The organism is uncultured Streptococcus sp. (assembly GCF_902463925.1).
In the GTDB taxonomy this organism is placed as follows: domain Bacteria; phylum Bacillota; class Bacilli; order Lactobacillales; family Streptococcaceae; genus Streptococcus.
This window is the reverse complement of sequence record NZ_CABQHE010000001.1, coordinates 308,755-333,810: the sequence shown is the minus strand read 5'-3', so window position 1 is coordinate 333,810 and position 25,056 is coordinate 308,755. Positions and strand designations below refer to the sequence as shown.

The window sequence follows — 25,056 nt, the reverse complement described above, 5'->3', positions numbered from 1 at the left end:
CTTTAATTGTGATATAATGTAAGCGTTTATAAATATAAAGGAGATTGATATGTCTTACACTGAAAATTATCAAAAATGGCTCGATTTCGCTAAATTGCCTGCTTATCTTCGTGATGAGTTGGTTTCTATGGATGAAAAAACTAAAGAAGATGCCTTCTATACTAACCTTGAATTCGGTACAGCTGGTATGCGTGGTTTAATCGGCGCTGGTACCAACCGTATTAACATTTATGTTGTTCGTCAAGCAACTGAAGGTTTGGCGCAATTGATCGACTCAAAAGGTGAGGAAGCTAAAAAACGTGGTGTTGCTATCGCTTATGACAGCCGTCATTTCTCTCCTGAGTTTGCTTTTGAATCTGCTCAAGTTTTAGCAGCTCATGGTATTAAATCTTATGTGTTTGAGAGCCTTCGTCCAACTCCTGAATTATCATTCGCAGTACGTCATCTCCACACATTTGCTGGTATCATGGTAACTGCTAGCCACAACCCAGCTCCATTTAACGGATACAAAGTTTATGGTGAAGATGGTGGACAAATGCCACCTGCAGATGCCGATGCATTGACAGATTACATCCGTGCGATTGATAATCCTTTCACTGTCAAATTAGCTGACCTCGAAGACAGCAAGGCTAGCGGTCTCATCGAAGTCATCGGTGAAAATGTTGATGCTGAATACCTAAAAGAAGTTAAAGACGTTAACATCAACCAAGACTTGATTAATGAGTACGGTCGTGACATGAAGATTGTATATACTCCACTTCATGGTACTGGTGAAATGTTGGCTCGCCGTGCCCTTGCTCAAGCTGGGTTTGATGCTGTTCAAGTCGTTGAAGCTCAAGCGGTTCCTGATGCTGACTTCTCAACTGTTAAATCTCCTAACCCAGAAAACCAAGCTGCCTTTGCTCTTGCTGAAGAACTCGGTCGTAAAGTAGATGCCGACGTATTGGTTGCAACTGACCCTGACGCAGACCGTCTTGGCGTTGAAATTCGCCAACCAGATGGTTCATACCTCAACCTTTCTGGTAACCAAATTGGTGCTATCATCGCCAAATATATCCTTGAAGCTCACAAAACAGCTGGTACTCTCCCTGCTAATGCTGCTCTTTGTAAATCAATCGTATCAACTGAATTGGTTACTAAGATTGCAGAAAGCTACGGCGCAACAATGTTTAACGTCTTGACTGGCTTCAAATTTATCGGTGAAAAGATTCATGAATTTGAAACACAACACAATTACACTTACATGCTTGGTTTCGAAGAAAGCTTCGGTTACCTCATCAAACCATTCGTACGTGACAAAGACGCTATCCAAGCTGTTCTTATCGTTGCTGAAATCGCAGCTTACTACCGCTCACGTGGTATGACTTTGGCAGATGGTATCGAAGAAATCTACAAACAATATGGTTACTTCGCAGAAAAGACAATTTCAGTTACGCTTTCAGGTGTTGATGGCGCTGCAGAAATCAAGAAAATCATGGATAAATTCCGTGGCAATGCTCCTAAACAATTCAACAACACTGATATTGCTAAAACAGAAGACTTCTTGGAACAAACAGCTACTACTGCTGACTGCGTAGAAAAATTGACAACTCCTCCAAGTAACGTTTTGAAATACGTCTTGGCTGATGATTCATGGTTTGCAGTTCGTCCTTCAGGTACAGAACCCAAAATCAAATTCTACATCGCTACAGTTGGTGAATCTGAAGCAGATTCTAAAGAAAAAATTTCGAATATCGAAGCAGAAATCAATGCCTTCGTAGGTGAATAATATTTAAGACTTAGAGTCAAGCTCTAAGTCTTTTTTATACCGACAAAACTTGGATTACGGAGGCAAGCTATCTTTTTTACTACTAGAACCAAGAAACCACCTATAGATTAAACTATGGGTGGTAGTTTTATGATTCAATTATAGAGCGCTAACTTGTGAATGATGCTTAAACAAGGAATGAGTAGCTTCGTGAATATGACGAGCAGTTTCTGCATTATTCATGGTGTAGAGGTGAACGCCTGCAACATCTTGCGTAACAAGATCGACAATTTGGTCAATCGCATAAGCAAGACCGGCTGCTCTTAATGACTCAGGATCATGCTCATACTTATCCAAAATGGCACGAAACTTACGTGGCAAATGGATATTTTCACAAGTTTTAAGCAAACGTAGAGCTTGGTTACGATTCAGAATAGGCATAATACCCGCATGAATTGGTACGTCAATTCCAGCCAAGGTACATTTATCTTGAAAATCATAGAAACGTTCATTGTCAAAGAAGAGTTGGGTTACAAGACTTGAACAACCTGCATCAACCTTTTTCTTAAGGTTTTGGATATCAGAGATTTGATTTGGCGAATCTGGATGCCCTTCAGGATAGCAAGCACCGATGATATCAAATTGAGGAGCTTCTTCCTTAATAAACTCAATCAAATCAGTGGCATATCTAAAGTCTTTAAGAGGTTCCACACCAGGAATGATATCGCCACGTAGGGCTAAGATACGGTGTACACCAACAGCATCCAAGTCACGTAAGGTATCAGCAACCTTTTCTTTACTCAAATAAATAGCTGGAAGGTGGGCAATCGTTGGGATGTCTAGATCATTTTGAATATGATCTGCCAAAGGAACCGTCGTCTCTTTGATATTATATTTGTTATTACTAGCTGTCACACTGATAAAGTGTGGAGCCAATCCTTGCATATCCTCAAGGGCACGTAGGATCTTTTCGTTACCTATGGCTGGATTAGGTGGAAAGACTTCAAAAGAGAGTGATGGTGTTTGGCTTGTCATATTTTATACCTTCTTCTTTTTAGATTTTTGTTAAGACAAAAGCTGTTTTAAGTGCCTACTGACTTCATAAGTAGAGTACACTTGTTAATCATAGCCTGCTTGCAAAAATCTTTAGAAAATTATTCGCTATTGAAAACCTTCTACACATAGGAAAGAAGGTTTTCAAGGTATTATAACTTCTACTTACAAGTTTTCGCGAGCCGCTTTTGCTGCTTCTACAAGCTTGATCAAGCTTTCTTTAGTTTCTTTGATTCCGCGAGTCTTCAAACCACAGTCAGGGTTGATCCATACTTTACCGCTTGGTACTTTAGCCAAGATTGCTTCGATAGTGTGGTCAATTTCACCGTCTTGTGGGACACGTGGTGAGTGGATATCGTAAACCCCAGGTCCAACTTCTGTTTGGAAGTTTTGAGCTTTAAGTTCATCCAAAATTTCAAGATTTGAACGACTAGCTTCAAATGAGATGACGTCTGCGTCCAAGTTATCGATAGCTGGGATGATATCTGTAAATTCTGAGTAACACATATGAGTGTGGATTTGTGTGTCTGGTGCTACAGTTGAGTGTACCAAACGGAAGGCTGGAATTGCCCAGTCGAGGTAATCTTCATACCAGTCACTACGACGGAGTGGCAATTTTTCACGAAGAGCAGCTTCGTCAATTTGGATAATTTTAACACCTGCAGCTTCAAGATCAAGCACTTCATCTTTGATTGCAAGAGCAATTTGAAGAGTTGAATCCTTGATAGAGATGTCTTCACGTGGGAATGACCAGTTAAGGATAGTAACAGGTCCGGTCAACATACCCTTAACAGGCTTGTCTGTACGGCTTTGTGCGTAGCTAGACCATTTCACAGTGATTGGGTTAAGACGAGTCACATCACCCCAAATGATTGGTGGTTTAACCCCACGCATACCGTATGATTGAACCCAACCATTTTTAGAGAAGAGGTAACCTGACAAGTTTTGACCGAAGTATTCAACCATATCGTTACGTTCGAATTCACCGTGTACAAGCACGTCAAATCCAACTTCTTCTTGCCATTTAATCCATTCATCAGTGATTTCAGCAAGGAAAGCATCGTATTCTTCTTGTGACAATTCATTCTTACGGAAAGCCAAACGTTTAGCACGAACTTCCTTAGTTTGAGGGAATGAACCGATAGTTGTTGTTGGAAGCAATGGAAGTTTGAAAGCATCTTTTTGAATCGCTTCACGTTCTGCAAATGCCGGCAAACGAGTGTAATCAGATTCAGTCAAGCCTGCAATACGGGCACGAAGTTCAGCATTTTCGCCAACACGCTCAGTCGCGAAGAGTTCTTTGTTAGCAGCAAGGGCTTCTTCACCTTGACCATTGCGGATAGCATCCAAATCACGCAATTCGTCCAATTTTTCAACCGCAAAAGCAAAATGGTTCAAGATAGCTGGTTCAAATTCTTCATTAGCGGTTGTAAATGGTACATGAAGAAGTGAGCAAGATGTTGTCAAAACAACATTTTCAGCTGGAACTTGTTCAAGAATTGCAAGACTCTTCTCGTAGTTGTTACGCCAGATATTTTTACCATTGACGATACCGGCATAGAGAGTCTTATCAGCTGGGAAACTACCTTTAACCAATTCAAGTGTTTTCTTACCTTCAACAAAGTCAAGACCAATACCATCAACTGGCAAGTTCACAAGGTCATTGTAGACATCACGAACGTCACCAAAGTAAGTTTGGATCAAGACTTCAAGACCTTTTTTATCAGACAAGAGTTTGTTGTAGAGGTTCAAGAAGAGAGCTTTTTCTTCAGCTGTCAAATCTTTAACAAGAGCTGGCTCATCGAGTTGAATACGAGTAGCTCCAAGCTCTGCCAATTTTGCAAAGACTTCTTGGTAAGCTGCCACAAAGCTGTCTACAAAGTCTTCTGCTTTCACACCATCTTCAAAGTCAGATAATTGAAGGAAAGTAAATGGTCCAACGACAACTGGACGTGTGTTAAGACCCAATTCTTTAGCTTCTTGGAACTCATCAAAAATCTTGTGACCAGCAAGTTTAACTTCTGTTGTTTTTTCAAATTTAGGAACGATGTAATGGTAGTTAGTGTTAAACCATTTTTTCATAGGAAGGGCACGTACATCCCCTTTTTCACCTTGGTAACCACGCGCCAAAGCAAAGTAACGTTCAAGATCTGTCAAATCCAAGTTTTGAACTGAAGCAGGCACGACGTTGAAAAGGAAGGCCGCATCAAGGAAGTTATCGTAATGAGAAAAGTCATTTGAAGGAATTTCAGTAATACCTTTTTCTTTAACAATATTCCAGTGTTTTGCACGCAAATCTTTAGCAGCTGCTAAAAGTTCGTCTGCAGTAATTTCATTTCTAAAATATTTTTCTGTAGTAAATTTTAATTCTCGGAATTCACCCAAACGTGGGAAACCAATGATAGTAGTTGACATCTTGTGTCCTCCTCTTTGTTGTTGAATTAATCTTACCAAAGAAATAAATGTCTGTATAATTGTTATTAGTTTCCTATTTATATAGTTTTAAACTATACCCTATAAAATAAAGGCTTTCTGGTCTTGTTGTCTTATTTTAATTAGATATTGGTATAGCTAATAACTATATAAAAAGATTATAAGGTCATTTTTATCAAAAAAATCCCTAGACTTTTGTCTAGAGATATATCTTACTTTTTCTTCTTTAATATTTAGTGATCAACTCATCTATGTTCACTATTGCGCAGTAAAGTCATAAAATAAGGCGTTTTAATCAAAACTAAATCTTAACAATGCTAATTACTCGTTTTTGAATCCAAGAAGACGTATAGGACATGCTCTCACTGTTGTAGCTATTCCAAATAAAATAGCTAAAAATCATCAAGACAACCAAGGAACATATTCCCAACACTGCTAACCAAATGATTTGCTTCTTTAAACTATTATACTCACTCATATAACCATTATGAAGTTTTATAAGCTCGTCTCTCTTTTTATTGCTTGACTCTTTTGCAATGCCAATCTCAAGCTCGTACATTTGATGTTTCCAAGAATTCCGCTTGGAAGTCACTTTTTTCAATTTTTTATTTTAAAGACTACTGTTACCTTTCTCAAATTTACTTTTTTTTAGTCATGTTTCCCTCTAAAATCTTCTTTTAGTTCATATCATTATAATATATGTAAAACTATCTGAAAAGTTCATTTTTTGGTTAAAATTTTAAGAAAGAGAATTAAATCGTGAAAAAGAACCAGAGGCTATCTTCTTATGTTATACTCTATGTATGCATAAGAAAACTGTTATTGATTTTAAGGAACTTGGTGTCAGACAAATCTTTACAGACACCATTAAAGAACTAAAAACAAAGGACATTAAGGAAGTTAAGCATCTCTTAGCTGAAGTCGAAGCCTATCAAAATCAAGGCTATTATGCAGTAGGTTATGTTTCCTATGAAGCTGCCCCTGCCTTCGAGACAAAATTTGAGGTTATTGATGGTCCATTAATGTCTGAGTATCTCCTCTACTTCACTATTCATGAAACTGTTCAAACAGAGCCTATTCCACTTACTTATAAGCCAATTGACTTACCAAAATCTTGGCAAGAGCTAACTTCTGCAGAGGAATACAAGGCTGCTATTGAGCAAATACACCACTACATTCGACAAGGTGATACCTATCAGGTCAATTATACTGTTCAACTTCAACAGAATCTGACAGCTGATCCCTTTGACATCTACAATCGATTGGTTGTTGAGCAAAATGCTCATTACAATGCCTTTATTCAGCACGATGATGTTTCTATCATTTCCATAAGCCCAGAACTCTTCTTTAAAAAAGATGGTGATAGATTGACCACACGTCCTATGAAAGGGACAACAAATCGTGGCTTGACAACTGAAACTGACCTCAAACAAGCCCAATGGCTAGCTCAGGATCAGAAAAATCGCTCTGAAAATATGATGATTGTCGATCTTCTTAGAAATGACATGAATCGTATTTCAAAAATAGGAAGTGAAGATGTCAAGAGCCTTTGCCAAGTTGAACAATACTCTACGGTTTGGCAAATGACTTCAACTATTGAGACGCAACTCCTACCAAATAGTAGTTTAAGTGATGTCTTCCAAGCTCTTTTTCCATGCGGATCGATTACAGGTGCCCCAAAAATAGCAACCATGGAGATTATTAAGAAGGTGGAAAAACAGTCTCGAGGTGTCTATTGTGGAGCTATTGGTATATTGGTGCCACAGGGACCTAGTATTTTCAACGTGGCTATTCGGACACTACAAATGGAAGAAACCAAGGCTATCTATGGTGTAGGAGGGGGGATTACCTGGGACAGTAACTGGAAATCCGAATACGAAGAAACTAAGCAAAAAGCTGCTGTTCTATACCGTCAGAATCCCAAATTCGATCTCATTTCTACTGGTCGTATTCATCAAGGAAAACTGCTCTTTCTGGAGGAGCATATAAAACGCCTGCAAGAGAGCAGTCGCTACTTTGACTATCCTTTCAATAAAGAAGAAGTTAAAAAACAAGTCGAAGATTTGTGCCAGTCACTTGATTTTGACACAGACTATCGTCTTAAAATGTCCCTTGCCAAAGATGGTGAACTTACATTTGAACATAACCAATTAACAGGTTTAGCTGATAATTTTTGTCAAGCAAGATTAGTTGAGCAAATATATCCTTTGGATAGCCCCTATACCTACTTTAAAACAAGTTATCGACCACACATTAGTCTAGGACCTCATGAGCAAATCTACTATAATCAGAAGAAAGAACTTTTAGAAACTTCTATTGGTAACCTCGTTCTTAAAATCGAGGACCAACTCTACACTCCACCTGTTCGCCTCGGACTCTTAAATGGTATTTACAGACAAAACCTCATTGCTAATAATCAAGTCACAGAGAGAGTTTTGACTCTAGATAATCTAAAACAGGCTCAAGCCATCTATGGCTGTAATGCTGTGAGAGGATTGTATGAGTTGAAGGTAGATATCTAAATATGGACTTAAAAATAAAAATTTCATTTTCTAGAAATCAATCACTGCTTCCCTTGGTAAAAAATCAACAATTTAATAGTAAAATAAAGTATAATACTTACTGACAGTTATTAACATTATTGCTTCTATTAGATTTTAAATTCTTAACAATCTAGAAAGGAAAAATACGTTTAATGAAAAAATTTCAAGGCTTGACTTCTGCAGAAGTTCAAGCAAGTAAAAACGCTCATGGCGATAATAGGCTATCTAGTAAAGAGGCTAACTCGCTCCTCTCAATCTTTATCGAAGCCTTCCAGGATCAATGGATTCTCATCCTCTTGGCTGCCTTAGGATTAAAAATCATCTTCAACTTTGTTGGAATGATTTTCCCTGCTATTGGTGAAGCCAACTGGTATGAGGCTATCTCACTAATTTTCGCCATTTTGATGTCTACAGGATTCTCAGCAGTCTCACAATACCGAAATGAGCAAAAATTCAACACTCTTCAAGAAGAGGCGTCAAAAACTAACGCTAAGGTTTATCGTGATGGTAAACTTAAAGAAGTTCTTGTTGATGATATTGTAAAAGGTGATCAAATTCTCCTTCAATCAGGGGACAAGATTCCAGTTGACGGTATCATCTTGGAAGGGGAGTTAAAAGTAAATCAAGCTGTCCTTAATGGTGAAAGTGAAGATGCTAAAAAACTTCCTCTTGGTGATCAAGTAGAGCCAGATTCTTCAGACCTCTTTACAGAGCTCAAAGTTTTCCGAGGTACAGTTGTTACTTCAGGTGAAGCCGTTATGGAAGCTACACAAATTGGTGACAACACCGTTCTAGGAAGCATCAACACTTCTCTCCAAGAAGATAGTAAAGATTCACCATCTAAAGAAAAACTCAATAAGCTTGCTGGAAACATCGGTGTCCTTGGTTATAGTGCGGGTGCTGGATATTCAGTAATCAACCTTGTATTAGGCTTTATCGCCCTTAATAAGGCTAATAACCTCAATGGTGGTTCAATCTTTCTTCTTATCATTGAAACAATTCTCTTTGCGGTTACCATCATCATCATGGCCGTTCCAGAAGGTCTTCCAATGATGTTGGCACTCGTTTCTTCAATGAACTCAGGTCGACTTTTAGCACAAAATATCTTGGTTCGCCATCCTGATACTATTGAAACAGCTGGATACATGAATATTCTCTTCAGTGATAAGACTGGTACCATCACAGAAGGTAAACTATCTGTAGTTGACTTCTTCCTTGCTGATGGAACACTTTATGCGGCTACTGGTGAAACCGATGCTCCAGATTTCGATACAATGTCAGATAGCCTTAAAGCTGAAATGATTAATGGTATCGGTCTTAATAACGATGCCATGGTAGCTGATGGCAATGCTGTTGGTAGTAATGCCACTGACCGTGCACTTCTTGATTTCCTTATTGGTCGTTCTCAACTTGACTTCGATACGAATACAATTACTGAGAAGCAACAATTCAACTCAGCAACAAAATTCGCAAGTGTAACGACTAAGGACGGAAAAACTTACATCAAAGGTGCTCCAGAATTCATCCTAAATGACTGTTACTACTATCTTGATAAAGATGGTAATAAACAAAACTTTACAGATGAAATTAAAGCTCGTTTCCAAGAATTATCATTGGAACAAGCTAACCGTTCAATGCGTTTGCTTGCTATCCTAAATATAGATGGTAATGATAAAGTCTTGATTGGTATTGTATGTATCCGTGATAACGTTCGTTCTTCAATCAAACAAACTGTTGAAACAATGAACCGTGCGGGTGTTCAAGTAGTTATGGTAACCGGTGACCGTAAAGAAACCGCTGTTGCTATCGCTAAAGAAGCTGGTATCGTTACTGGAGAAAATGACCTTGTCCTTACTCACGATGAACTCTCTGCCCTCTCAGATCAAGAACTTAAACAACAATTACCTCACTTAAAAGTGGTCAGTCGTGCCCTTCCAATGGATAAAAAGAGACTTATTGAGGCAGCTCAAGACCTCGATATGGTCGCTGGTATGACAGGTGATGGGGTCAATGACTCACCAGCCCTCAAATCAGCAGATGTCGGATTCTCAATGGGTGATGGTACTGAAGTCGCACGTGAAGCCTCAGACATCGTTATCTTGAATAACTCATTGACTTCGATTGAAAAAGCCGTCCTCTATGGACGTACTATGAGTAAATCAGTAAGTAAATTCATTATCTTCCAGTTAACTGTAAACGTGACGACTATTGCCATGTCACTTCTCTCACCACTTTTAGGACTCAAAGAACCATTTACAATTATCCAAATTCTCTGGATTAACCTTATCATGGACACACTTGCTGCCCTTGCCTTTGGTGAAGAGCCTACGCTAGATCGTTACATGAATGAAAAACCAGTTCCTAAGAAGGCAAATATTCTTACTGGCTATATGAAATCTGCTATCGGTGTAGCTAGTGTCTTCATTACTTTCGTATGTTTGGCCATTCTCAAAAATGTTGTAGGTATCCAAGACTTTATCACAAATGGAACTGGTAACTTTGAAATGGTAACAACCTTTACATTTACCGTATTTATCTATGCTGTTATTTTCAACTCACTTAATACACGTAGTAATAGCTTCAATATTTTTGAACATATCAGTGAAAACAAGAAATTCTCAATCGTTATGATTTCTATTGCTGTTGTTCAAACCCTTATTATTCAATTTGGTGGAAAAGTATTTAGTACTGTTCCAATGAACATTCAACACTATATCATTGCTCTTCTTATTGCTGTATTGATTATACCAGCAGATTTCATTCGAAAAGCTCTAACTAAAAACAAATAAGATCTGTTTAAAATATTGCAAATCTTCAAAGTAATAAAAAGGATTGGATTTTACTCCCAGTCCTTTTTATAAATTTCTAAAGGTAACCTATGAAGAAATTACAAGAGCAATATTATTCTCTTATTGCTCTATAACAAAAAGGCTTTAAATGACTTTCAAATCAATTTGGGGTGAACATCTCTGGTCTAAAGTACATGGTGAAATTAATTGACCGTTATGGAATAAACATCGTCAAAAAGGGAAAGAATCGTTATTATTCTCCTAAATTAAAACGAGAAATGATTGATTACTACAACAAACGAATTGAGGCAAAACTAAAAGGACTTAGTCCTGTACAATACAGAACTAAATCCTTTGCTTAAATTATTTGTCTAACTTTTTGGGATCCTTACATTTAAAGCCTTTTTATTTATGTTACTTAAACTGACTAGGGGTTCCTGTATATCCTGACCAGTCCTTACTATAAAAGCGATCATTCAATTTATAGCTAGGCGCAGGTGTTGGGTTACTAACGAAAGGATCAACAGCCTTGTCAAAGGCTACCCAACCTTTCCAGCCCATATGTATGGTATCTTGCATAAAGTAAGGTTGATCGCCATCTTTTGAGAAATCTGCAATATTGGTAAATCCTTGACTTTCCAATTGATAACGGATTTTAGAAACCGTAGCATCATACATTTCCTGATTAAGTCCAGTATAAGCCATCCACTTGCTATTAACAGGTGGAATAACAAAAATGACATTTGTATTTGACTTGGCAAATTGATTAAGAACCAACTGCAAATCACCATATTCTTGAGAAACTTCATAGGAAAGATTTTTCTGGAAACCTTTAAGTTTACCAATCTTCTTAGATAAGCGTTTCTTATAAAAACGGTCATCAATACCAAAGTCATTTGATTTGGTATGTGCTTCTGCATCTCTTACAGCAACCTGATCAAGGGCATCGTAAGAGAATTGGTCTGGTAACTCTTTAAGATAAGGAAGAACCTTTTTGTCATAATTAGCGTTATTTGACGCTGCTAAAGGAGTAAATAAGCTATCTTCTCGCTTATTTAGCTCTTTCATGAATTGAATGTAGGTTTTATCGACAGTATTGAGATCTTGTCCTTTGGCCACTTTAGAAAGTTGAGATTTCATCGATATCTCAGGTTTTATCTCTAAGATACGTTCAGCAGCATACTGTGAATTTGCATCCGTCTGATTTTGACTTAAGAAACTACTAAGTTGGTCGTTATTGAAGAACTGCTGAAAAGCTGCAGAATTATAACCCTTTTTAGTGAACCATTGCGGAGACAAGACGTACACAGCTGTACCGTTTTGTAATTCTGGAAGCATTTGTTGCATCCCCAAATATTGATTTAGAGAGGCTGCCCCACGTTGTCCAATAAAGTATGGGCGATAGTTGCGGTCGTATTTTTCTGCTAAAACAGCTGGATGAAGGGCATCAAAACGTAACCACTCACTAGACCCAAAGTAAGGGACGAAACGATGATTCTGGTCTGAAAGAGCGGTAGTTTTATTCATCCGACTCTTAAAGTTCTCATTCGTCAGCGTTACTGCACTACGTTTTTCAGCCTCATAACTATATTTTCTGCCTTGTGGGTAGGCATATATAACTACTACTACCAAAACTAGGGCACAAATTACTGGACCAAAAATCTGCCATAAACGCTTAAGCATTGCGAAGCTCCGTTACCCCTTCAACAATCTTATTAGCTGTGTTCCAATCATCACGACCAAATTCTGAAACTGGAACACGGATATCAAAACGTGACTCCAATTCAACGATAAGTTCAACTGTTCCCATTGAATCAAGAACACCAGCATCAAAAAGGTCTTCATCCATCATGTCTGATACATCTTCCATGAAGAGCTCATCAATAATTTCAATAACTTCTGATTTTACATCCATTTTTAAAATTCCTTTACTTATTTTTTAGTGAACCAGAGATCATTCAAGAATCCAGAGAAAATCAAGAATGATAACATAACTGTATTAAATGTGATAAAGATTCCCAAAGCCTTGGTCCATTTATTTTCTGGAAGAGGCTTAAGTCCTGCTTTTTTACGCTCTTTATTAATGGTCTTCTTCTTACGCAACCAGGCATCATTAATTCCTAGCCCAACTCCATGGAAAATACCGTAGGCAATATAGTACCAAGTAACCCCATGCCAGAATCCCATTATCATCATATTAATGATATAAGCAACATTCGAAGTGGTGTTACGATTTTTGAAAACCTTATTCCTCATTAAAACCATAACCATACGCATAAAGACAAAGTCACGGAACCAAAATGACAAACTCATATGCCAGCGATTCCAAAATTCCTTCATGTCACGGGAAATAAAAGGTTTGTCAAAGTTGATTGGGCTCTTGATCCCCATTATATTTGAAGCTGCAAGGGCAAACATTGAGTAACCCGCAAAGTCAAAGAAGAGATCAAACCCATAAACGTACATGACACCTAGTGTGGGTAGATTAAAGATACCGCCTTGGCTCAATGCTTGTGCTTTTAATGGTGGTAAAAGCATACTTCCGAAAATCTGAGCTAAAACAAACTTATAAAGAAAACCAAGCATAATATATTTTACAGCTTGCTCTAACATGTTCAGCAGCTCGTCACGATCAGGAATTGACTGATAATCTTCATTAAAACGTTTGAAGCGATCAATGGGACCACTTGTGAAGGTCGGCATAAAGAGCATGAAGCGGAGGAATTCCCCTAGTGTGAACTCTTTAAGCACTCCATCACGCATCTCGATAATCATTCCTACTGCACGGAAAGTGAGGTAAGAAATACCAAGGAAGTTAAAAAGCGACTGGTTACCATTAATAGCTGGCTCTACTTTAACAAAAATCAAAGGTAAAACCACAAGAAATGAGTGAAGATAAAAGACCCATTTGTTATCTTTTTGGCTTCGGTAACGTTTATAGGAATAAACCCAAATGATTTGCCAAACAATATAGAAAAGTAGAGCTAGAAGTTGACTAGCATGGGTTCCTGTCAGAGCAAGAACAATAAAAGCAAGACTTACCAGACATTCATAAATCGCAAAACGCTTTTTAAAGAAGAGCCCCACAAAGATTGGTAATAATGCTAATCCAAGGTAGATGAAATAGAAAGGATTACCGTAGGCTTCTAAATGAGGTAGCTGTTTCAAGAAGTCGATCATCGGTTGTTAACCTCACTGATAAGCCCTTTGATATCAATCTTCCCATTTGGTGTCAAAGGCAAGCTCTCACGATAGAGGAACTTAGTTGGCATCATATAAGACATCATGATATCTTCCAAGTCGGCCTTAATTGCCTTAGTAATATCGATATCACGTTCAAACTGCTCACGAACACCATCCTTAAGAATCACATAAGCCAAGAGGTTCTGAACCTTATGGTCTTTATTGTAACGTGGCACAGCTACTGCTGAATCAATATACTTAGACTTATTAAGGTTTTGTGAAACATCCTCTAACTCAATACGGAAACCATTAAATTTAATCTGGAAGTCCATGCGTCCACCGTAAAGAAGTAGACCTTCATCAGTCATCGTTCCCACATCACCAGTATGGTAAGCAGGAAGACCATTAAACTCGAAGAAGGCTTCCGCAGTCTTTTCAGGATTATTCATATAGCCTTTTGAAACTGCTGGTCCTGATACGATGATTTCACCTTGTTGACCATTTGGAAGGATATTGCCATCCTCATCGATAATATAAGTCGGTGAATCTTCTTTGGTATAACCAATCGGCAAACGCTTAAGGTTAGCCAGCATCTCATCAGTTACTGCTACTGCTGATAAGGCTACAGTTGCTTCAGTTGGTCCGTAAGCATTGATAATACGTGCCTCTGGGAAACGTTGGCGAAGCTTTTGAGCAGTCTTGACAGTCAACTCTTCTCCGTCAAAATAGAAATGCGTAATTTCTGGCATCTTCTCTGCATTGAAGTCTTCAGACAACATTGCCATATCTGCAAATGATGGCGTCGATGTCCAAATAGCAATTGGAAGTGAAAAGATAGTTTCAAAGAGTTGCTTGAAGTCCTGAGTAATAGCTGAAGGAAGTGCATAGAGTGTTCCTCCAAGTGCCAAAGTTGGCGCCCAGTACATTACCGATAAGTCAAATGAATAAGGCGGTTGAGCCAGCATTTGTGGACGTTTTGGAGTCGCAAATTCCTTGTCTGTAATCATCCAGTTAGTGAAACTAAGGAGATTATTGTGTGAAATTTGTACTCCTTTAGGCTTACCTGTAGTTCCTGATGTAAAGATGATGTAATAAGTATCATCCCCCTTAACAGGATGAGTCACTTCGTAGCTAGTCTTGCTTTCAAAAGCTGCCGTCAACTGATCCAATGTTAAGATTGGCGCTTGGACATCTTCAAGTGGGAAGTCATTAATAGCAATAATCAGACTAGGCTCTGCTACTTCAACGATAGCCGTCACGCGCTCAAGAGCTGAGTGACTATCAATTGGAATATAAGCGTGACCAGATTTAGTCAAAGCTACAAAAGTTGCCAACATTTCATACTCTTGACCGCCATAAACCACAACAGGTGATTTTTCTGGAATGTCAAGACTATCGATCTTGGCAGCTAGGCTATCCGAATCAGCTTTTAAGTCACCGTAAGTATGAACTTCCCCTAAAATATTGTAAACAGGAAAGTTCGGTTGTGATTGAGCAAACTGCTCAATCGTTTCAATCATATCTTTAATTTTTGTATTCGTCATTATTCTTCCTAAAATTCGTTATAGATAAAATTACCTTGACCTTGTCCTAGGTAATTGTAGAGATAAATTAGGGCCATAAAAATGGCGAAATAAAGCAAGGTTTGTCCTAAAAATACTAGGACGTTTTTGTGTTTTAACATTCTAATTTTCGATACCTTTTTTTATATAATATCCTCTCTAGTTTACCATCTTATCGCCATTTTTTCCAATAAAAAAGAAAAAATAACTAAATTTCATTTCTTTTTCATCGATAGGTTTTAGTGATAAATGGTTAGCTAAAATGATAAAAAAACAGAGCCTAAAAGCTCTGTTGGATTTAACTATTTTGTGTCTTTTGGGCTGTCTGCATTCGGTAGTACATTCCCTTAGCTTGCATCAATTGTTTATGGGTTCCATGTTCAACAATATCCCCATTATTCATGACCAAAATAAGGTCTGCATTCTCGATGGTAGATAATCGGTGGGCAATGATAAAACTTGTTCGACCTTTCATTAATTTAGCGAAGGCCTCTTGAATGAGAAGCTCTGTACGGGTATCAATACTAGAAGTGGCTTCATCCAAGATTAAGATTTTAGGCACATTGACAAATACGCGAGCAATGGTCAAAAGTTGACGTTGCCCCTGAGAAAGGGATTGACCCGAATCATTCAAGTAGGTGTCATAACCTTGAGGCAACTGCTGAATAAAGAAATCTGCGTTGGCAGCCTTGGCCGCTGCTATGACTTCTTCACGACTAGCTTCTGGATTTCCATAGGCAATATTATCATGAATAGTGCCGACCTCAAGCCAAGTTTCCTGCAAGACCATCCCAATCTGTTTACGAAGACTCTCACGGGTATAATCTGTAATAGGTCTACCGTCCAGTAGAATGTTTCCCTTGTCCAAATCATAGAAACGCATGAGCAGGTTAATCAAGGTAGATTTTCCCGCTCCTGTAGGACCAACAATGGCAACAGTACTTGCGGCAGGGATATCAATGCTCAAATCCTTGATAAGAGGTTTATTAGGTAAATAACCAAATTGGACATGGTCAAATTGAAAACGTCCCTGCACATCCGCTTCTTCCAAAACCACTTTACCTGTTTCTGTTATTTCCTCTTCATCCAATATCATATAAAGGCGATCAGCACAGGCCAAAGCACTCTGAAGTTCAGATAAAACAGACGAAATATCATTAAAAGGTTTCGTATATTGAGTGACATAATTTAGGAAGGTAGTCAATTGTCCAACTGTAAATGCGCCGCCCGACATGATTCGATAGGCACCAACACCTGCAATGAGAGCATAAATCAGACTATTGACAAAGCGTGTAGCTGGGTTAACTGCTGACGAATAAAAGATGGCTCCCTGTGAATAATCAGCATACTTACCATTGACATCTTTAAAACTCCTAACCATCTGGTCTTGAGCATTTAAACTCTGTACTAAAGCTTCTTGGGTCAAACTTTCCTCAATCAACTGAGTCTGCATGCCTCGCCATTTGGTTTGATTGCGATAAAGTTGATAGCTCTTCTTGGCGATAAAACGTGCCACAAGCATTGATAGAGGCGTCATCACTAGAACTAAGAGCATCATGAACCAGTCCAAACGAGCCATGGTGATGATTATGACGAAGATTGTCAAAAGCCCAACGAAAAATTGGTTAAAGACCATGAGAAGTCCGTTGTTCAATTGGTCACTGTCTGTAGTCACACGGCTAACCATATCTCCAGTTCCTTGACGATCAAGGTAACTAAGAGGCATAGCATGAATTTTCATCATGACTCGTTCACGTAAACTTTCGCTGTAAGAGTAAATCAAACGGTTATAAATCAAAGGGTTAAGCCATTGGATTGCACTATTAGCTAAGATAACTACAAGCATCTGCCAAATTAAACGTGACATCAATAGAACGGCGTTCATCTTAAGAACAGCGTCAACGGCATCACCAATTAAGATAGGTAAGTAAACCGTTAAGGCAACTTGAATAATGGTCCCAACAGTTGCTAAGGCAAAGAGGTGACGCTGACTTAAGATATCTCTACTTAAACGTTTAAGCGTTGATTTATTATTTCTAGCCTTCATCAGCGACCTCCTTTTGGTGTTGAGAATAATGAATGTCTTGATAGAGTTTATTTGTGGCAAGTAATTCTTCATGATTACCTAAGCCAACTTGATGGCCCTTATCAAGCACCAAAATTTGATCAACAGCTTTTAGGCTATTTGTTCTTTGCGAAATAATAATCAAACTAGTTGATTTAAGATTATCTCTGATAGCCGCTAATAGACGGCTTTCAGTCAAGTAATCTAAAGCTGAGGTCGAATCATCCAAAATTAAGAAAGGGGCTGGTCGCATCAAAGCACGCGCAATAGTCAGACGCTGACGCTGACCACCCGAAAAATTACGGCCAAATGACTCAACTGGCTCATCTAAACCAAGGTCCTTTTCTCTTACAAAATCAGTAGCCTGAGCCATGTCAAGAGCATGCCACAATTCTCGCTCACTTGGTTCGTAATCAAGTCCCAATGACAAGTTTGAACGAATGGTTCCCCTAAATAGCTCAGCTTTTTGCGGGACGTAGGCAACCCAAGAACGCCACTCTTTAAGGTTTTTTGGAGATTGTTGATCTTTGAAAATAGCTAATGAACCAATCTGAGGCTGATATAAGTTCATGATTAAGTTCACCAATGTCGATTTACCCGAACCTGTACCACCAATAATACCTAGTGACTGACCTTGAGTAAGACTTACATGAATCTCTTGGAGTGATGGCGAACTAGCTGTAGGATAAGTAAAGGTCATCTGATCAATAGCTAGCACTGTAGAAGCCTGACTAGAAGTTCGGACTTCTAAAGGTGCTTCAATATCCTCATCTTGGAGTTCAAAAATAGCTTGTACACGTTTCGCTGAAATAAAGCTTTGATTCAGATTGGTCAACATCATGGCCAATTTAAGAAGCTCCGTCAAAATTTGCAAGAGATAATTGACCAGAGCAATCAGCATACCTTGAGTCAGGAGTCCCCCTTGAATTTGCAAATTTCCTTGCCAAAGGATAGCAATCAAGGTCATATTAACAACCAAGAAAGTCAAAGGACTAATAAGACTTGCTATCACTCCTGTTTTGAGCTGCCACTTCTTCAAGTCTTTATTGACAGCATTAAAGTTATCTAATTCACGCTCACTCTGATCAAATGCCCTAATAACCCTCATACCTTCAAGTTGTTGACGCGTATTGGTAACAATTGACTCATTAATCACTCGAATCTTAGCATATAAAGGATTGACGATGCGACTAGCTAGTACAATAATAAGGGTCAATATCAAGACCATACCCAGAAACCAGAGGGTCAAGCGTGGACTGATTCGGAATGCCATAATAATGGCTCCCGTCACAATAATTGGTGCCCTCAAAAAGAGCCTCAAAAATTGATTGATACCCGTTTGAATTTGAAAGGTATCACCAGTCAAACGTGTCACCAAACTTGACGTTCCAATCTCATCCCTCTTTTCCTTTGATAAACGCATGATTTTCGCATACAAATCATTGGTTAAAGCACGGGCATAGCCAACTGCTGCTCTGGATGAAAAATACTGTGCTGAAATAGCAACAACAACCCCAATAACGGCAAGTCCGAACAAGAGAAAAATCATCAAAAAGAGATGATTTTGGTCTTTATTTGGAATAGTTGTGTCGACAATCCCAGCAATCACTAGAGGGACAAAGAGTTCGAAACTGGCTTCGATTAATTTAAAAACAGGTCCCAGGATACTGTCTTTGATGTATCCTCTAAAATAAACTAATAATGCTTTCATTTGTCTTTCCTAAGTTTAAAGTCCTTACTTCTTAGAGGCGTGAGAACATACGCATCAGAAAGAGATTAAACTGCACTTCTTTGGCGTAATAAATATTTCCGCCATTTGTATAAAGCTTACCCCCACCATAATACATGGCAACAGGTTGATAATAAGTATAGGTTTTCCCACTAGTGTTTCCTAGACTTGGAGCAACGACATCTTTAGAATAGGCATTTGCTAGTTCAACGGTGTTAACACCACCGTTATCAGCAACATAATCAATATAGGCCTTACCAAAATTATAGGCTTGTACTGCAGTCCAAGGATCCACCTTATGGTGGACAGCTTCTTCCAGATTTTCCGACAGAACCGTCACCCCTTGACGAATACTTTCTTTTCGATCTGTTATGGAGTTGGTCACCCCTGTAGAACTTTCACTGGACTGCATCACGTCATCTGTCTTCCCCTTGGTTTCTGTGTAGATCATAGCCAGAACCAAATCGACATTGGTTGTATTTTCAATGTCGTCCTCAGCCAATACCTCCTTAACCATAGATTCATAGGTTAGGACATGTTGAATATTGGCATGGATTCGATAGCATTGGATACCTATGATGAGGACTACGACAAAAACCACCAGACGTCTTATCCATTTAAACATATTATTTATTGATGATATCCTCGATATTTTTGATGAGAATAGAGTAGGTGCCATCAGGATTTTGAATAAACTCAACACTATCAGCATCCTGATAAACATTATTAGGCACGATTAACTCAATTCCGTTCGATAACGATAATTTTTGATTCTCCAATTTCTTAATTTGACGTGAATGGTCAATATCTGATACCGAAATAGGTTCAGGAATGGCCTCTTTGAGCTCATCAACGAAAGTCAAACGAGCGGTCAAATTATTATCAAAGAGCTGGTCTGCCAATTTTTCAGGTGATAACTCTTGGTCTTCTTCCAAATTATTGAAAATAGCAGATTTCATTTTTCCTTGGAAGTTAAAGTCATCCTGATTAAAATTCTCAGCAATCTTCTGAGCAGTATCTTCAACCATCTTAATCGATTTTTTGACAGATTGCTCAGGCTGGACCTGCAATAGATTTTCAGAGAAATAATTGGCAAAGCTTCCATTATGCTTGATTCGCTTTTCAATCAAATAATACTGCTTACTACTACGATTGATTACCAAAGCTTCATCAGGCGTCTGGGCAGCAGAAGGCAAATTATTTTGTGACAATTGAATAGGATGTTGGCTATCTCCCAAAGAATGAATCAAACTATCCTTGAGAGCAATGCGCAAGAAAGCAAAATATTCTTGCCCTTCTTTGTCAAACTGAATAAAGACCAAATCATTGGTCTTTTGATCTTCAGAAATGACAAATTCTTCCTTCCAAAGTTGGGCAATCTTGACTGAGCTTTCCATCAAATCATCTCCTAAATGACTGATGAAAACATTCTCTGCATCGAAATAGCCACGTTTAGCCTCATCAGAGAAAACTTTAGAGAGTTTCTTTCTAAAATACTCATCTAAGCGTGGCGTTATTTCAAGAGGCTCTTCTGCTAAAACCAGCTCCGTATCATTTGGCGAAAACTGATGAATGATAATGCGTTTAATATATAGATCTAACATAATTTATTAATAGAGTGGGAAATCATCTGTAAGAACTTTAACGTCTCCACGAATGCGTTCCAAAACTTCAGGTTTATCGTGATTTTCCAAAGCTTCAACCATTAATTCAGCAATTTTACGGCTCTCAGCTTCACCCATACCACGACTTGTAATGGCTGGACTACCAACACGGATACCAGATGTCTTGAATGGAGACAATTGCTCGTAAGGAATACCATTCTTGTTCAAAGTAATATTAACTTCTTCAAGAACGTTTTGTGCAACCTTACCATTTTCAACAACTTTAGTCACATCAACCAAGAAGAGGTGATTGTTAGTGCCACCTGAGATAACACGGAAATCTGGATGTTGATTGAAAACGTCCGCCATGGCAGCAGCATTCTTGATAACATTTTCACCGTACTCCTTAAAGGCAGGGTCAAGTGCTTCTTTAAGAGCGACAGCCTTGGCAGCAATAACGTGTTCCAGTGGGCCACCTTGCAAACCAGGGAAGACCGCAGAATTCAATTTCTTAGCGATATCTTCATCATCAGTCAAAATCAAACCACCACGAGGTCCACGAAGTGTCTTGTGGGTTGTTGTAGTTGTCACATGTGCGTAAGGAACCGGACTTGGATGATGACCAGAGGCTACAAGACCTGCAATGTGAGCCATATCTACCATGAGGTAAGCACCTACAGCATCAGCGATTTCACGGAATTTAGCAAAATCAATGATACGTGAGTATGCTGAAGCCCCTGCCACGATAAGTTTTGGTTTCACTTCTTTTGCTTGAGCAAGGATAGCATCATAATCAAGAAGTTCACTTTCCTTATCAACATTGTAAGGCACAAAGTTATAGGTCTTACCAGAGAAACTAACTGGTGCACCGTGTGTCAAGTGACCACCCGCTGACAAATCCATCCCCATAACTGTATCACCAGGTTGAATTAAAGACATGTAAACAGCAGCATTGGCTTGGCTACCTGAGTGAGGTTGCACGTTAGCAAATTTTGCCCCAAAAAGTTTCTTAGCACGTTCAATGGCAAGAGTCTCAACCACATCAATAACGTCTGTACCACCATAGTAACGTTTACCTGGATAGCCTTCTGCGTATTTGTTAGTCAAGAGCGTTCCTTGAGCAGCCATAACGGCTTTAGAAACCACGTTTTCAGAGGCAATCAACTCAATATTGTTTTGTTGACGTTCAGACTCAGCATCAATGGCATTCCAAAGTTCAGGGTCAAATGCTTTGTAATCTTCTTTATCAAAAATCATAGAGGTCTCCTTTGAGGTCTAATGGGCTTTCAAACAACTCACCCACAAACAGTCGAAAGTTATCTCACTCTTTCTTAAGTCTCTGTTAGTCATTTTATTCTATGGTCAACTCTGGTAGAGCTGCCAATAGGTCTTATCCTTTTTTCAATTTAATAAACCGTTTCTGCATCTTATCACAAGTATAACCTACTTTTTCATAAAATGCATGCGCACCCAGACGATGGTCTGCAGAATTTAAGCGAATAAACTCATAACCGCGTCTTTTTGTTTCTTGATCCAACCCTTCAAGTAAAATTTTACCGATCCCCATCCCTTGTCTTTGAGGTAAAACTGCTAAGGCCAAGATATTAAATCCTGCATTGGAATAGAGACATTCATAAACCTCTGCATGAACGTAGCCAAGGAGTTCATGACTAGCATCATCCTCATAACCTAGTAGAAAATGATGTGGGTCTTTGGATAATCTAGCTAGTTGACTAGCCGTTTCCTCTGAACTAAAAGCATAACCTAAAGCCTCTTTGTTAATCTCACAAATTGCTTCAACATCTGTCGCTATCAAATCACGTAGCATGTTATACCTCCTCGAAAGGGATTTTAGGTAGCTTGGCAAGAATGTCTTCTTGAGTGATAGAACCTTGCCGTAAAATTTTCACCTTGTTGCCAGACAAATCCAAAATTGTCGAATCTACACCTAACAAGGCATCATCATCTTGATAGCCAGTCACCTGAAAATCAAATTGGGCCCTAATATCGTCGAAATGACGACCACTTTCCTTCCCAGACTTATTGGCTGATGGACCAATCAAAGGCCCCTCAGCTTGAATCAACTCTCTAGTTACGGGATGATTTGGTAACCGAAATCCAACCGTTGCCAATCCTGAATTAATCCACTTGGGTACTTGGTCATTAGCCTTTAAAATTATAGTCAAAGGTCCAGGCAAAAAAGCATCGTACAATTGTTTCAAATACTTGGGTTGCTCCTTTGAATAGGAAAGGATATCTTCATACGAGGCTACATTCAAATTCATGGCTTTTTCTCTAGGCCGATTTTTGAGCTCATAGACATGGTTTACAGCACTCTCATCCAAAGCCTTGGCAAACAGACCATAGACAGTCTCTGTAGGGAGAACAACGGCATCACCATTATTCAAACTTTCTCTTAACTGTTTCTTACTTTTCATCATCCATCACGACCATTCTATCTTGTCCAAATTGGTCCTTAAGGACACGCACTCGCTTATCTGGAAAATAGAGAGACAAGAGTTTCTTCAAATCCTGACCCTGCTTATAGCCAATTTCAAAGTAGAGTTTTCCTTTTGGAGTTAAATACTTAGCTGCGTCCTCAATAATCTGTCTATAAATGGCAAGTCCCTCTTCATCAGCAAACAAGGCCATCTTGGGCTCGCTAGTCAAGACATTTAAACCAACTTCGTTCTTATCATTTTCAGAAATATAGGGAGGATTTGATACAATGATATCAAAACTACCAGAAATATTTTCGAAAACATCTGATTGAACAAAGCTGATGGCTACCTGATTTAGCTTAGCATTCTCCTTAGCAAGTACCAAAGCATCAGCTGATAAGTCACTAGCCGTTACTTGCCACATAGGGCGACTCTTTTTCAGGGATACCGAAATAGCACCACTCCCAGTTCCTATATCAAGAACCTTAAGAACTGTGCTTGGGTTTTCCGATAAAATCAAGTCCACTAGTTCCTCAGTTTCAGGACGTGGAATCAAGACACGCTCATCAACCTGAAAACGCAAGCCATGAAAGTCTTCATAACCCAAGATATACTGGGCAGGCTTGTGATTCTTTAGTTGGCTAAATACATGAGCTAATAGCTCCGCATCTTCCTCTGAAGCTTCCTGACGCAATTGAAGTACAAAATGAGTCAAGTCCCACTGCTTCAAACCACGATAAACAAAGGAAAGGGCCTCTGGCTCTTCTCCAACAGCCTCAAGTTGCTTCTCATAGTCAGCCAGGACATCCGCTAAAATCATTTGTTAAGTTCTTCCAATTTTTGTGTTTGATCGTAAAGAACTAGAGCATCGATCACTTCATCCATTTTCCCAGCCAAAATCGTATCTAATTTTTGAAGGGTCAAACCAATACGGTGATCCGTTACACGGTTTTGTGGGAAGTTGTAAGTACGGATACGCTCTGAACGGTCCCCTGTACCAACAGTAGACTTACGTTCAGCATCTTGTTCATCCTGAGCAATTTGTGCAAAGTGGTCCGCAACACGCGCACGGATAATCTTCATAGCTTTATCACGGTTTTTCTGTTGTGTACGTTCTTCTTGCATCTCTACTTTAATTCCAGTAGGAATGTGAACCATACGAACCGCAGTCGCAACTTTATTGACATTCTGACCACCGGCACCAGATGCGTGATAGATATCGACACGAAGGTCCTTAGGATCGATTTCGTACTCCACTTCTTCAACTTCTGGCATTACCAAAACAGTTGCTGTAGAAGTATGAACACGACCTTGGCTCTCAGTCACAGGCACACGTTGTACACGGTGTGCTCCAGATTCATATTTGAGTTTAGAGTAAACTGATTGTCCTGAAACCATGGCAACCACTTCTTTGATACCACCAACACCATTGTAAGACGCTTCCATGACCTCGAAGCGCCAACCTTGTGTTTCTGCGTATTTTTGGTACATAGCTAAAAGGTCACCTGCAAACAAGGCAGCTTCATCACCACCTGCAGCCCCACGGATTTCAAGGATAATATTCTTGTCATCATTAGGATCTTTTGGCAAGAGAAGAATTTTCAAGCGTTCTTCGTACTCTTCCTTAGCTGCTTTGGATTCTTTGAGTTCTTCCTTAGCCATTTCTTCCAAGTCAGGATCACCGCTTGCTTCCTTAATCATCTCTTCAGCATCTGAGATACTTTGGATAACCTGCTTGTACTCACGGTAAGCTGTCACCGTTTCACGAGTATTTGCTTCTTCACGCGACAACTCCATGAAACGTTTAGTGTCTGAAACGACTTCAGGGTCACTAAGCAATTCACCCAATTCCTCATAACGGTCTTCAACCGCTTGTAACTGATCATAAATATTCATTTGTTATCTTT

20 protein-coding genes and 2 pseudogenes are annotated in these 25,056 nt (G+C 39.0%); 5 read left to right on the top strand and 17 right to left on the bottom strand.

Features of this window, described 5'->3' with window-relative positions; translation table 11 throughout:
* The first annotated feature begins 49 nt into the window (after positions 1–49).
* The gene (locus RDY04_RS01470) at positions 50–1,768 is read left to right on the top strand and encodes a phospho-sugar mutase (RefSeq protein ID WP_303953114.1); all 1,719 of its coding nucleotides are present in this window, start codon (positions 50–52) and stop codon (positions 1,766–1,768) included.
* A 138-nt stretch (positions 1,769–1,906) separates the two neighbouring features.
* Here the strand turns inward: RDY04_RS01470 and metF are convergent, their stop codons facing one another.
* The 3 genes from metF to RDY04_RS01455 form a co-directional block, all read right to left on the bottom strand.
* Positions 1,907–2,782 (bottom strand): methylenetetrahydrofolate reductase [NAD(P)H], encoded by an 876-nt coding sequence (gene metF, locus RDY04_RS01465; protein WP_295494025.1) that lies wholly within the window; start codon positions 2,780–2,782, stop codon positions 1,907–1,909.
* 183 nt (positions 2,783–2,965) lie between these two features.
* A complete protein-coding gene (metE, locus tag RDY04_RS01460; protein ID WP_303953110.1) occupies positions 2,966–5,215 on the bottom strand; it encodes a 5-methyltetrahydropteroyltriglutamate--homocysteine S-methyltransferase in 2,250 nt (749 codons plus the stop codon).
* Between the two features lie 319 nt (positions 5,216–5,534).
* A complete protein-coding gene (locus RDY04_RS01455) occupies positions 5,535–5,834 on the bottom strand; it encodes a hypothetical protein (protein WP_308000817.1) in 300 nt (99 codons plus the stop codon).
* A 202-nt stretch (positions 5,835–6,036) separates the two neighbouring features.
* Between RDY04_RS01455 and pabB the strand changes: the two genes are divergently transcribed.
* The 4 genes and pseudogenes from pabB to RDY04_RS09525 form a co-directional block, all read left to right on the top strand.
* Positions 6,037–7,755, top strand: a complete 1,719-nt coding sequence (gene pabB, locus RDY04_RS01450) for an aminodeoxychorismate synthase component I (RefSeq protein WP_303953104.1) — start codon at positions 6,037–6,039, stop codon at positions 7,753–7,755.
* 173 nt (positions 7,756–7,928) lie between these two features.
* On the top strand, positions 7,929–10,565 hold the full coding sequence (locus RDY04_RS01445; protein ID WP_303953101.1) for a calcium-translocating P-type ATPase, PMCA-type: 2,637 nt from the start codon (positions 7,929–7,931) through the stop codon (positions 10,563–10,565).
* A 152-nt stretch (positions 10,566–10,717) separates the two neighbouring features.
* Positions 10,718–10,852, top strand: a pseudogene (locus RDY04_RS09530) (IS3 family transposase); the annotation flags it as partial.
* A pseudogene (locus tag RDY04_RS09525) lies at positions 10,829–10,927 on the top strand (IS3 family transposase); the annotation flags it as partial. The pseudogenes RDY04_RS09530 and RDY04_RS09525, both read left to right, overlap by 24 nt.
* A 52-nt stretch (positions 10,928–10,979) precedes the next feature.
* On the opposite strand, the gene dltD reads toward RDY04_RS09525, so the two are convergent.
* The 14 genes from dltD to prfA all read right to left on the bottom strand — a co-directional run bounded on the left by dltD (position 10,980) and on the right by prfA (position 25,045).
* Positions 10,980–12,248 carry a D-alanyl-lipoteichoic acid biosynthesis protein DltD gene (gene dltD / locus RDY04_RS01435; RefSeq protein WP_303953098.1) on the bottom strand — a complete coding sequence of 423 codons (1,269 nt, stop codon included), beginning with the start codon at positions 12,246–12,248 and terminating at the stop codon, positions 10,980–10,982.
* Entirely contained in the window at positions 12,241–12,480 is a 240-nt protein-coding gene (gene dltC / locus RDY04_RS01430; protein WP_002891149.1) for a D-alanine--poly(phosphoribitol) ligase subunit DltC, read from the bottom strand. Before dltC ends, dltD begins: the two co-directional genes overlap by 8 nt.
* 17 nt (positions 12,481–12,497) lie before the next feature.
* Complete coding sequence (dltB, locus tag RDY04_RS01425; RefSeq protein ID WP_303953094.1) at positions 12,498–13,745, bottom strand: D-alanyl-lipoteichoic acid biosynthesis protein DltB; 1,248 nt, start codon at positions 13,743–13,745, stop codon at positions 12,498–12,500.
* Positions 13,742–15,292 carry a D-alanine--poly(phosphoribitol) ligase subunit DltA gene (gene dltA / locus RDY04_RS01420; RefSeq protein ID WP_303953092.1) on the bottom strand — a complete coding sequence of 517 codons (1,551 nt, stop codon included), beginning with the start codon at positions 15,290–15,292 and terminating at the stop codon, positions 13,742–13,744. The genes dltB and dltA overlap by 4 nt, the downstream gene beginning before the upstream one ends.
* An 8-nt stretch (positions 15,293–15,300) precedes the next feature.
* Positions 15,301–15,432, bottom strand: a complete 132-nt coding sequence (locus tag RDY04_RS01415; protein WP_002885174.1) for a teichoic acid D-Ala incorporation-associated protein DltX — start codon at positions 15,430–15,432, stop codon at positions 15,301–15,303.
* Positions 15,433–15,608: 176 nt separating this feature from the next.
* The gene (locus tag RDY04_RS01410) at positions 15,609–17,357 is read right to left on the bottom strand and encodes an ABC transporter ATP-binding protein (RefSeq protein WP_303953072.1); all 1,749 of its coding nucleotides are present in this window, start codon (positions 17,355–17,357) and stop codon (positions 15,609–15,611) included.
* Complete coding sequence (locus RDY04_RS01405; RefSeq protein WP_303953071.1) at positions 17,347–19,086, bottom strand: ABC transporter ATP-binding protein; 1,740 nt, start codon at positions 19,084–19,086, stop codon at positions 17,347–17,349. Before RDY04_RS01405 ends, RDY04_RS01410 begins: the two co-directional genes overlap by 11 nt.
* A gap of 31 nt (positions 19,087–19,117) precedes the next feature.
* Entirely contained in the window at positions 19,118–19,729 is a 612-nt protein-coding gene (locus tag RDY04_RS01400; RefSeq protein ID WP_303953069.1) for a lysozyme family protein, read from the bottom strand.
* A 1-nt stretch (position 19,730) separates the two neighbouring features.
* Entirely contained in the window at positions 19,731–20,708 is a 978-nt protein-coding gene (locus RDY04_RS01395) for a nucleoid-associated protein (RefSeq protein WP_303953067.1), read from the bottom strand.
* Positions 20,709–20,714: 6 nt separating this feature from the next.
* Positions 20,715–21,965 (bottom strand): serine hydroxymethyltransferase, encoded by a 1,251-nt coding sequence (glyA, locus tag RDY04_RS01390; protein ID WP_295495280.1) that lies wholly within the window; start codon positions 21,963–21,965, stop codon positions 20,715–20,717.
* A gap of 133 nt (positions 21,966–22,098) precedes the next feature.
* Positions 22,099–22,536 carry a GNAT family N-acetyltransferase gene (locus RDY04_RS01385; protein WP_303953063.1) on the bottom strand — a complete coding sequence of 146 codons (438 nt, stop codon included), beginning with the start codon at positions 22,534–22,536 and terminating at the stop codon, positions 22,099–22,101.
* Position 22,537: 1 nt separating this feature from the next.
* Positions 22,538–23,149 (bottom strand): L-threonylcarbamoyladenylate synthase, encoded by a 612-nt coding sequence (locus RDY04_RS01380; RefSeq protein ID WP_303953060.1) that lies wholly within the window; start codon positions 23,147–23,149, stop codon positions 22,538–22,540.
* Positions 23,136–23,969, bottom strand: a complete 834-nt coding sequence (prmC, locus tag RDY04_RS01375) for a peptide chain release factor N(5)-glutamine methyltransferase (protein WP_303953057.1) — start codon at positions 23,967–23,969, stop codon at positions 23,136–23,138. The genes RDY04_RS01380 and prmC overlap by 14 nt, the downstream gene beginning before the upstream one ends.
* On the bottom strand, positions 23,966–25,045 hold the full coding sequence (gene prfA / locus RDY04_RS01370) for a peptide chain release factor 1 (RefSeq protein WP_004182370.1): 1,080 nt from the start codon (positions 25,043–25,045) through the stop codon (positions 23,966–23,968). Before prfA ends, prmC begins: the two co-directional genes overlap by 4 nt.
* Positions 25,046–25,056 lie beyond the last annotated feature (11 nt).